Genomic DNA, 9972 nt, shown 5'->3' on the forward strand with positions numbered 1-9972 from the left:
ATGGAGCTGGTGGTCGCGGGCGGGATGGGCTGGCCGCCCCGGTGGTGGTGCCCGTTGGCGCCCGGGGTGCGGCGGGGCAGAGGCTGGGCCGGCGACGGGTCCGCGGACACCTGGTCGGCCGCGGTCTCGGAAGGCAGGGCGTCGAGCCATGCCTTGGCCGAATGGGCGCGGATGCCCAGCTCCGCCATCAGCTCGACGACGTCCGCCTCGGGCGGGCTGGAGGCCAGGAGTTGCCTCGTACGGGCCTGCAGACCGTGGAGGTCGCCCACCACCAGCCAGCCGTCCTGGAAGCGGCGGTCGGGCATGAGCGTCACCAGCACCCGCCACAGTGGTGTGCGCAGCGACGGCACCATCACGGGGTGGGCCGGGTCGGCGCCGATGAGCTGGTCTTCGGTGGCGGCCGCGCCGAGCCACTCGGTCAGGCGGAACATGTGCCCCGTGACCGCGGCGGACTCCGACGAGCGCAGCCAGTGCAGCACACGTTCCTCGGCGGTGCGCTGGGCCTGGGAGAGCGCATCCCGCTCGACCAGCATCTTGTGCGCGAGCGTGCGCAGGCTCACCGGGTCCTCGGCGAACAGCCGGTGCACGGCCACCGCCAGCTCGAGTTTGTCCAGGGTGCGGAACAGGTTGTCCACGACCCGGACCATGGCGTGGTCGGTGTCGGACGGCACGGGGCTGGGTGAGGAGCCGGTGCCGGGCGTCGGGTACGCGGGCGTGCGCGGGGTGCCGTTGGAGGCGTCCGCGCTCGGGATGGGCGGGAACGACCCGGTGCTGGGACCGCCGGAGAGGGGTCCGCCCGAGATCGGGATGCGGGGCAGGGAACCGGTGTCCTGGCGGCCGGGCTGTGGCCCCCCGGGATGGCGTTCGGACTGGCCGGGGCGCTGAGGGAGGCGTTCGGACTGGCCTGGGCGCTGGGGGAGCGCGCTGTCGCCCGCGAAGCCCTGGCGTGGGCCGCCGCCGCTCTGCGGCTGTGCGGGGAACGCGCCGCTCTGCCCGGGGAACGAACCTGTTTGTTGCGGGCCGCTTTCCTGTTGCGCTGGGAACGACCCGGTTTGGCGCTGCGGGCCGCTTTCCTGCTGGGCTGGGAACGACCCGGTTTGGCGTTGCGGGCCGCTTTCCTGCTGGGCGGGCAGCGGCCCGGTCTGGCGGGGCGAACCCCCGTCCGACGGCTGACGCTGGGAGCCGGCGTCCGCGGCCGGGAACGAGCCGGGCTGGCGCTCCGGCGGCTGGCTGGGGAAGGGGCCGCTCTGGCGTTGGCCGTCACCTTGGGCGGCGGCGAAGGGCCCGGCGATCTGGGGTTGCCGCGCAGGGCCTTCGGGACGTGCTGCGGGAGGGCCGCTCTGGGCGGGGGCGAACGGGCCGCTCTGGGCGGCGAACGAGCCGGTCCGGGGCTCCTGCTGGACGGGGAACGGCCCCGTGCCCCTGGCCTCGTCCTGCGAAGAAGCGGCGGCGCCGCGCTGCAGCGGGCGCGTCACCTCGGGGTGCTCCGGCTTCGGGGCCTCACGCTGGACGGGGATGCGGCCGAGGATCTCGCGGAAGACCGAGCCGATGACGACTTCCGGCGTGGCCGACGGCGTGCTCAGGTCGCTGGGGGACAGGCGGCGCAGCCGCTGCCAGCCGCCGAGCCCGATGATCGCGGTGCGGGTGGCCTCCGGCCAGCCGGGCAACGCCGGGTCGACGTGGTGGACGGTCAGCGCGGGCAGCAGGTCAGCCAGCGGCAGGTGATCCCAACGGGAGGCGGCCAGCCGCGCGAGACGTTCGCAGATCCAGTCGAGGCCGGCCGTGCCGAGCGCCTTCGACAGCGCGAGCGAGGACCACCACCCCGCAGGCAGCCGCGGATCGCCCAGCGCCTCGGCGACCTGCTGCGGTCGGCTCCAGCGCAGAGCAGGGACTAGGTCGCTCAGGCAGATCGATGACTCGACTTCCATCGGCGGACCTTATCCTCCCCAGTGAGCCGCGTGGTGGCGCCCATAACGCATGTGGCTAATGGTGCAGCCTACGCGGCAAGCTATCAATCGGTGTGAATAGGGTAAAGACGGTTCAGATCCAAACCGTACCGTGGACGACCGCCCACCTGGGCCACACATGCGGCACCCGCACGGCAACCAGCCTCCAAAGCCCCCCGTTCGTCGGCCCCCTGCAAGCTTGCTGTGAGTAACCCCGCGGCGAACGCGTCACCTGCTCCGGTGGAGTCTACGACTTCGGCGGGCGAGCCCGCGGCCGTTGCCGTAACTGTCCCGTTCACGGCGGCCAGCGCGCCGCCCGCGCCCAGCTTCACGACCGCTGTGCCATATCTCTCACTGAGCAGGACGGCGGCGCGCTCCGCGGTGGGGGCGCCGGTGAGGAGGAGTGCCTCGTCGAGGTTCGGGATGACGAGGCCGGCGGGGGCCGTTTCGCACATGAAACGTTCAACGCCGAAGTCGCGCAGCGGTCCCGTGGAGGCCGGGTCGATGCTGATCGCCACGCCCGCGGCCGCCGCGTCCGCCATGGCGGCCCTCGCCAAGCGCAGGCCGGGCGGGGCGAAGAGCACGTATCCGGACAGGTGGAGCCGGGCGACGCCGTCCAGCAGGGCGGGGTCCCAGTCGATCTCCGAGATCAGGCTGCCCGCGCCGCGGTTGGTGAGCATCGTACGCTCGCCGCTCCGGTCGACCATCGCGATCACCACGGCGGTGGGATGCTCGGGATCCACCGTCACGTGCGGGCGGACTCCGGTCTTGACCAGTTCGGCGGTGTGCCAGTCGCTGCTGTCGTAGCCGAGCCGGGTCAGCAGACGGGCGTCGGCGCCGAGGTGGGCGGCCCAGGCGGCGGTGTTGGCGCCAGAGCCGCCGGGGCGCAGGACGATGTCGGCGGCCGTGTCGGTGCCCGACATCACCGGCGAGCCGTGCAACGCCACCACATCGGTGACCGCGTCGCCGATGACGAGCAGGCCGCGGTCTGTCACAGCGATCTCAGAAGTCGGCATGAGATCGCCATGTGGCGCGATCTCAGAAGTCGGCATGAGATCGCCATGTGGCGCGATCTCAGAAGTCGGCATGAGATCGCCATGTGGCGCGATCTCAGAAGTCGGCATGAGATCGCCATGTGGCGCGGTCTCAGAAGTCGGCACGGGTTTGCCATGTCACTTTCGCGCCCAGGCCAGGGCGATCCGGGCGGCCAGGGCGGTGTTGCCGCGGACGGCGGCCAGGTTCGCCTCCAGGGAGGCGCCGCCGGTGCCGTTCACCAGGTAGCCCAGCAGGAACGGGGTGATCGCCTGCCCCTTGACGCCCTCGCGCTCGGCGGCGGCCAGCGCCTCGGCCAGCACGCGGTCGTGCAGCGACGGGTCGAGCTGCTGGCCCTCGGGGACGGGGTTGGCGACGATCAGCGCGGTCTCCTGGCCGCCGAGCGCGTCCTGGCCGCGCATGATCTCCGCCGCCTCCTCGGGCGCCTCGATCCGCCAGTCGATCGGCTGCCCGGAGGAGTGCAGGTAGAAGCCGGGGAAGGTGTCGGTGCGGTAGCCCACCACGCTCACGCCCCTCGTCTCCAGCCGCTGCAGCGTCGCCGGCACGTCGAGGATGGACTTCACGCCCGCGCACACGACCGTGATGCGGGTACGGGCCAGTGTGTCGAGGTCGGCGGACTCGTCCTGGTCCTCCGTCCACCCCCGGTGCACGCCGCCGAGCCCGCCGGTGGCGAACACCCGGATCCCGGCGCGGGCGGCGAGGAACGATGTGGCCGACACGGTGGTCGCGCCGCTGGCCTTCAGCGCCGCCGCCACGGGCAGGTCCCGCTGGCCCAGCTTGCGCAGCCCGGACTCGGTCGCGATGCGCTCCAGCTCCACCTCGGTCAGGCCGACCTTGGGTACGCCGTCCAGCACGGCGATCGTGGCCGGCACGGCTCCCGCGGCGCGGACGACTCCCTCCAGCTCGCGCGCCACCTCCAGGTTGCGCGGCTGCGGCAGCCCGTGGGAGATGATCGTGGACTCCAGCGCCACGACGGGGGCGCCGCCGGCCAGGGCCTCGGCCACCTCGTCGGACGGCTGGAGTACGGAGTCGGTGGTGCTGCGCATGGTGGGTTTCGTGCTCCTCGCGTGATCCTTGCCCTGCTCAGGGCGAACGTGAAATTTTACGGCATTTGCCGAGAGCTCCGTCGGTCGCCATCTTGGGGGTGATCTTCCCTGGAACGCCGCCCCGAGCAGCATCGCATCGCGCCGCCGAGCCGATCAAGGATCCATCGCCCCGGGCGTTGACGAGGGGCGCGCTTTGGGCTCTAAAGTGCGAGGATGAGGTCGTATGACGTGATTGTTGCAGGAGGCGGGCACAACGGGCTGGTCGCGGCCGCCTACCTGGCCGGGGCCGGTCGGCGGGTGCTGGTGCTGGAGCGGCTCGACCACGCGGGCGGGCTGGCGATCTCCGCGCAGGCGTTCCCCGGCGTGGACGTGCGGCTGTCGCGATACTCCTACCTCGTCAGCCTCCTGCCTTCGAGCATCGTCCGCGACCTGGGACTCGACCTGGAGTTGCGGCGCCGCCGCTACGCCTCGTACACGCCCACGGGCGACACCGGGCTGCTCGTCGACAACGAGGACGCGGCGCGTACGGCGGCCTCGTTCGCGGACGTCACCGGCGGCGAGGCCGACCACAAGGCGTGGCAGGACTTCTACGGCATGACCGAGCGAGTGGCGCGGGCCCTGGCCCCCACCCTGCTCGAACCCCTGCGTACTCCCGCCGAGATCGAGCGCCTGGTCGGCGCGGAGGCGTGGCGGGACCTGTTCCAGCGGCCGATCGGCGAGACCGTGGACGAGCGGTTCGGCGACGACACCGTACGCGGCGTCGTGCTCACCGACGCGCTCATCGGCACGTACGCGGATCCGGCCACCGATCTGCTGGCCAACCGGTGTTTCCTCTACCACGTGATCGGCGACGGCACCGGCGAGTGGAACGTGCCGGTGGGCGGCATGTGCGCGGTGTCCGGTGCGCTAGAGGCGGCGGCGCGGCGGGCGGGCGCCGAGATCAGGACCGGGGCGGAGATCATCGGCATCTCGCCGTCCGGGGAGGTCGCGTTCGTGGACGCGGACGGCGAGCACGCGGTGAACGGCGGGCACGTGCTGGTCAACCTGCCGCCCGCGGTGCTCGACCGGCTGCTCGGCAGGCCGCAGACCGTGCCCGAGGGGGCGCAGCTTAAGGTCAACATGGTCCTCAGCAGGCTGCCGCGGCTGAAGGACGCCTCCGTGGATCCGCGGGCGGCCTTCAGCGGGACGTTTCACATCAACGAGCGGCGCGACCAGCTGGCGACGGCGTACGCGCAGGCGGCCCGTGGCGAGATCCCGGAGCTGCCGCCGGCCGAGGTCTATTGCCATTCACTGACCGACCCGTCCATTCTCGGGCCCGGGTTGCGGGGGAGGGCGGAGACCATGACCTTGTTCGGGCTGCACATGCCAGCACGACTTTTCCGGAAAAATCCCGATAAGGCGCGTGATGACGCCCTTCGGGCCACCTTTGCCTCCATCAACTCCGTCCTCGCCGAGCCCATCGAGGACTGCCTGCTCCGGGCTCCCGACGGCAGCCCGTGCGTGGAGGCCAAGAGCCCGGTGGACCTGGAACGGGAGGCCGGGTTGCCCGGCGGCCACATCTTCCACACCGACCTGAGCTGGCCGTACGCCGAAGAAGGCGGATGGGGGGTGGAGACCGAGCACGAGCGTGTCCTCATGTGCGGCGCCGGGGCCCGCAGAGGCGGCGGCGTCAGCGGGATCGGCGGCCACAACGCCGCGATGGCCCTCCTCACGTCATGATCCTCATGAAATGGGGATGAGCGCGTTTATGAGGTTTTCATGATGAGCCTCTAGCGTTTGCTCCATGAGTGAGCTCGCACGGTTGCTGGTGGTGGACGACGAGCCGGCGTTGCGCGAGGCGCTGCAGTCGAGCCTGGAGTTCGAGGGCTACAAGGTCGTCACCGCCGACGACGGTCAGGCGGCGCTGGACGAGCTCGCCCGCGACTCCTATGACGCCGTGCTGCTCGACGTCATGATGCCCCGCCTCGACGGGCTGACCGCCTGCCGCAGGCTGCGGGGGTCGGGTAACCACATCCCGGTCCTCATGCTCACGGCCCGCGACGCGGTCGGCGACCGCGTGTCCGGGCTGGACGCGGGGGCCGACGACTACCTGGTCAAGCCGTTCGAGCTGGACGAGCTGCTGGCCCGGGTCCGCGCCCTGCTGCGGCGCGGCGCGCTGGCCACGGGTCCGCAGGACGGCGGCACGCTGTCGTACGCGGACCTGCGCATGGACCCCGCCACCCGGGAGGTCACCCGGGGCGATCGCCGGCTCGACCTCACCAGGACCGAGTACCTGCTGATGGAGCTGTTCCTGGCGCATCCGCGGCAGGTGCTGACCCGGGACCAGATCCTCAGCGAGGTGTGGGGGTTCGACTTCGAGCCCACGTCCAACTCCCTCGACGTGTATGTGATGTATCTGCGGCGCAAGACCGAGGCAGAGGGTGAGCCGCGGGTGATCCACACGGTGCGCGGGGTGGGGTACGTGCTACGGACCACATCGTGATCTGGAGCAGTTTGCGCACCCGGCTGACGTTGCTGGTCACGGTGGCCGTGGCGCTCGCGGTCGCGATCAGCGCGGGCGCGTGCTTCATGATCGTCCGGCAGCAGATGTACGAGCAGGTGGACCGGCAGCTCGGCACGCCCCCGGACAAGGACAAGCGCAATTACGTGGCGTGGCTGATGGAGCACTGCGGCCCCGTCCCGCGGGCCGACACCTACTTCGGCCCGCAGCGCTCGACTCAGCTCATTTACGCCGACGGCCGCCCGACCTGCTACAACGGGCCGGCGCTTGAGATCACGAAGCTGGACGGGGTGGTGGCCAGGGGCGCGTCCCCGCACTGCCGCAACGGCGTCACCGTGGACGGGACGGAGATGCGCATCCGCATCGAGAACGTCGGCCCCGGCATGGCCGTCATGGACGCCGTGCCGCTCGGCGACCTCCGTGACACGCTCGAGATGGTGGCGCTGATGCTCGGAGGCGTGGCCTTGCTGGGCGTCCTGGCGGCGGCGACCGCCGGGCTCCTCATCGCCCGCGCGGCCCTGCGCCCCGTGGGGCGGCTCACCCGGGCGGTGGAGCACATCGCGCGGACCGAGGACCTCGACACGAGCATCCCCGTCAAGGGCGATGACGAGATCGCCCGGCTCAGCTCCTCCTTCAACGCCATGACCACCGCCCTGGCCAGCTCCAAGGAACGCCAGAAACAGCTGGTCGCCGACGCCGGGCACGAGCTGCGCACGCCCCTGACGACCCTCCGTACCAACATCGACCTGCTCCTGCGCAGTGAGCAGACCGGCCGCAGCCTCGACCCCGACGCCAAGCAGCGCCTGCTGCGGAACGTGAAGGCGCAGTTCGCCGAGCTGTCCACGCTGGTCGCGGACCTGCTCCAGCTGGCCAGGGGAGACACCGAGCACGAGCCGCACGTCGAGCTGCCCTTCCACGAGGTGGTCACGGCGGCCGTGGAACGGGCCAGGCTGCGCGGCGCCGAGGTCGTCACCGATCTCAGCCCCTGGTACGTCGTCGGCAGCGCCGCCTCGCTCGAACGCGCCGTGCTCAACCTCATCGACAACGCCGCCAAGTTCAGCCCCGACAGCCAGGTCGACGTGTCGCTGGAACGCGGCAGCCTGACGGTGCGCGACCACGGTCCGGGACTGCCCGAGGAGGAGCTGCCGCACGTCTTCGAGCGGTTCTGGCGCTCGCCGTCCGCGCGTGGCCTGCCCGGGTCCGGGCTCGGGCTGGCGATCGTCGCCCAGGCCGTGGAGGAGGCCGGCGGCAAGGTGACCCTGGCGAACGCGCCGGGTGGCGGAGCGATCGCCACGATGGAACTCCCCGGAACTCTCATCCGCCACTCAGAACCGGATAAGTCCCGTTAAAGGCGCGAGCCATGTGCTAGGTGCATGCACACGACAGCAGTAAGAACGCGCCTGGTCGAGGTGGTCGTCCCGGTCTACAACGAGCAGCGGGCGCTGCGTGCGAGCGTCGCCCGGCTGCACGCCTACCTGACCGGGAACTTCCCCTACGGTTTCCGGATCACGATCGCCGACAACGCCAGCACCGACAACACCTGGCAGCTCGCCACCGAGTTGGCCGAGGAGCTTCCGCACGTGCGGGCCGTGCACCTCGAGGAGAAGGGGCGCGGGCGAGCCCTGCGGCGGGTCTGGTCGCAGAGCGACGCCGACGTGGTCAGCTACATGGACGTGGACCTGTCCACCGATCTGGACGCGTTCCTGCCGCTCGTGGCGCCGCTGCTGTCCGGCCACAGCGACCTGGCCATCGGCACCCGGCTGGCGCGGTCGTCGCGGGTCGAGCGCGGGCCCAAGCGCGAGTTCATCTCCCGCTCGTACAACCTGCTGCTCCGCTCGGTGATGGGGGCCGGCTTCTCGGACGCGCAGTGCGGTTTCAAGGCCGTCCGTACGGAGGTCGCCCAGGCTCTGCTGCCCGGTGTCGATGATGAGGAATGGTTCTTCGACACCGAGCTGCTGCTCCTGGCCGAGCGGCACGGGCTGCGCATCCACGAGGTGCCCGTGGACTGGGTGGACGATCCGGACAGCCGGGTCGACATCCTCCAGACCGCCCTCGACGACCTGCGCGGCCTGGCCAGGGTGGCGCGCAAGACGTTGTCCGGGGCCGCGCGCATCCCCGTGCCCGCGAGGGTTCAGCGGGCCGAGCTGCCGAAGGGCATGGCGAAGCAGCTGCCGAGGTTCGCGATCGTCGGGGTGGTCAGCACGCTGGCGTACCTGGCGCTGTACTCGCTGCTGCGGCAGGTGGTCCCGCCGCTGGCCGCCAACGCGGCCGCGCTGCTGGTCACGGCCGTGGCCAACACCGCCGCCAACCGGCGCTTCACGTTCGGCGTCACCGGCTCGGCAGGGGCGATGCGGCACCAGTTCGAGGGGCTGGTCGCGTTCCTCGTCGGGCTGGCGCTCACCTCGGGCAGTCTGTCGCTGCTGCCCGAGGGGGTCTCGCACGAGGTCGAGCTGCTCGCGGTCCTCATCGCGAACGCCGCCGCCACCCTCGTCCGCTTCCTGCTGCTGCGCGTGTGGGTCTTCAACCCCAAGAGGAGGACCGTACGATGACCGCCACCGCGCTGCGGCCCGCGCACCGGGCCGTCGAGAGTCGTTCCCTGCCCGCCCGTCTGTTCCTGGGTGCCGAGGAGGATCCCCGCTGGTCGCGTCCCGCCTTGTGGGCGGTGCTCGTGACCGCGTTCGTCCTCTACGCGTGGGCGCTGAGCGGCAACGCCAACGCGTACTACGCCGCCGCGATCGTCTCCGGCACCCACAGCTGGAAGGCGTTCTTCTTCGGCGCCCTCGACGCCGGGTCCTTCATCACCGTGGACAAGCCGCCGCTGGCCCTGTGGGTCATGGGGCTGTCGGCGCGGATCTTCGGCTACAACACCTGGAGCATGCTGATCCCGCAGGCCCTGGCCGGCGTGGCGGCCGTCGGCCTGGTCTTCTCCGCCGTGCGCCGCGCCTTTCCCCCGGGGGCACGGGCGGGGCATGTGGCGGCGCCGGCCGCGGCCGTCGTCATGACGCTCACGCCGATCACCGTGGCGATCAACCGGGACAACAACCCCGACACGGTGCTCGTGCTGCTGCTGGTGCTGGCGGCCTGGTTCTGCCTGGAGTCGCTGCGGACCGGGCGGCTGCGGTCGCTGCTGTTCGCCGCGCTCTTCGTGGGGCTGGCGTTCAACACCAAGATGTTGCAGGCGTACCTGGTGGTGCCCGCGTTCGGGGTGGCGTACCTGGCGTGCGCCCGGGTGTCGTGGCTCAAACGCGTGGGGCATCTGCTGGCGGCGGGCGCGGTGTTGCTGGTGTCCAGCGCCTGGTGGATGGTCATCGTCGACCTGTGGCCCGCCGAGTCGCGGCCGTACATCGGCGGCTCGACCGACAACTCCGTCTGGGACCTGGTGATCGGCTACAACGGTCTCGGCCGGATCTTCGGCCAGGGCAGGCCC

General features: G+C 71.4%; 8 protein-coding genes. 5 read left to right on the top strand and 3 right to left on the bottom strand.

Annotated features, from left to right (window positions below):
- The 3 genes from ETD86_RS49485 to ETD86_RS49495 all read right to left on the bottom strand — a co-directional run.
- The coding region (locus tag ETD86_RS49485; RefSeq protein WP_138673561.1) for a hypothetical protein at nucleotides 1-1928 on the bottom strand (1928 nt) is incomplete at its 3' end.
- Nucleotides 1929-2011: 83 nt separating this feature from the next.
- Nucleotides 2012-2962 (bottom strand): carbohydrate kinase family protein, encoded by a 951-nt coding sequence (locus ETD86_RS49490; protein WP_138673562.1) that lies wholly within the window; start codon nucleotides 2960-2962, stop codon nucleotides 2012-2014.
- Between the two features lie 156 nt (nucleotides 2963-3118).
- Nucleotides 3119-4045: a pseudouridine-5'-phosphate glycosidase gene (locus tag ETD86_RS49495; protein WP_138673563.1), complete on the bottom strand. Its 927-nt coding sequence runs from the start codon at nucleotides 4043-4045 to the stop codon at nucleotides 3119-3121.
- Nucleotides 4046-4258: 213 nt separating this feature from the next.
- Here ETD86_RS49495 and ETD86_RS49500 point away from each other — a divergent pair, with 213 nt between their 5' ends.
- The 5 genes from ETD86_RS49500 to ETD86_RS49520 form a co-directional block, all read left to right on the top strand.
- Nucleotides 4259-5764, top strand: coding sequence for a phytoene desaturase family protein (locus ETD86_RS49500; RefSeq protein ID WP_138673564.1), 1506 nt, complete (start codon nucleotides 4259-4261; stop codon nucleotides 5762-5764).
- A 64-nt stretch (nucleotides 5765-5828) separates the two neighbouring features.
- Complete coding sequence (locus tag ETD86_RS49505; protein WP_138673565.1) at nucleotides 5829-6527, top strand: response regulator transcription factor; 699 nt, start codon at nucleotides 5829-5831, stop codon at nucleotides 6525-6527.
- Nucleotides 6524-7894 (top strand): sensor histidine kinase, encoded by a 1371-nt coding sequence (locus tag ETD86_RS49510; protein ID WP_246149442.1) that lies wholly within the window; start codon nucleotides 6524-6526, stop codon nucleotides 7892-7894. The genes ETD86_RS49505 and ETD86_RS49510 overlap by 4 nt, the downstream gene beginning before the upstream one ends.
- A 24-nt stretch (nucleotides 7895-7918) precedes the next feature.
- Complete coding sequence (locus ETD86_RS49515) at nucleotides 7919-9094, top strand: bifunctional glycosyltransferase family 2/GtrA family protein (protein ID WP_138673566.1); 1176 nt, start codon at nucleotides 7919-7921, stop codon at nucleotides 9092-9094.
- On the top strand, nucleotides 9091-9972 hold an 882-nt coding region (locus ETD86_RS49520; protein ID WP_138673567.1), incomplete at its 3' end, for a glycosyltransferase family 39 protein. The genes ETD86_RS49515 and ETD86_RS49520, both read left to right, overlap by 4 nt.

This window comes from Nonomuraea turkmeniaca, assembly GCF_005889735.1.
GTDB lineage: Bacteria > Actinomycetota > Actinomycetes > Streptosporangiales > Streptosporangiaceae > Nonomuraea > Nonomuraea turkmeniaca.

Excerpts from the sequence above, each read along its gene's own strand:
- ETD86_RS49490 (WP_138673562.1), bottom strand. The coding sequence starts at position 2,962 with ATGCCGACTTCTGAGATCGCTGTGACAGACCGCGGCCTGCTCGTCATC.
- ETD86_RS49495 (WP_138673563.1), bottom strand. The coding sequence starts at position 4,045 with ATGCGCAGCACCACCGACTCCGTACTCCAGCCGTCCGACGAGGTGGCC.
- ETD86_RS49500 (WP_138673564.1), top strand. The coding sequence starts at position 4,259 with ATGAGGTCGTATGACGTGATTGTTGCAGGAGGCGGGCACAACGGGCTG.
- ETD86_RS49505 (WP_138673565.1), top strand. The coding sequence starts at position 5,829 with ATGAGTGAGCTCGCACGGTTGCTGGTGGTGGACGACGAGCCGGCGTTG.
- ETD86_RS49515 (WP_138673566.1), top strand. The coding sequence starts at position 7,919 with ATGCACACGACAGCAGTAAGAACGCGCCTGGTCGAGGTGGTCGTCCCG.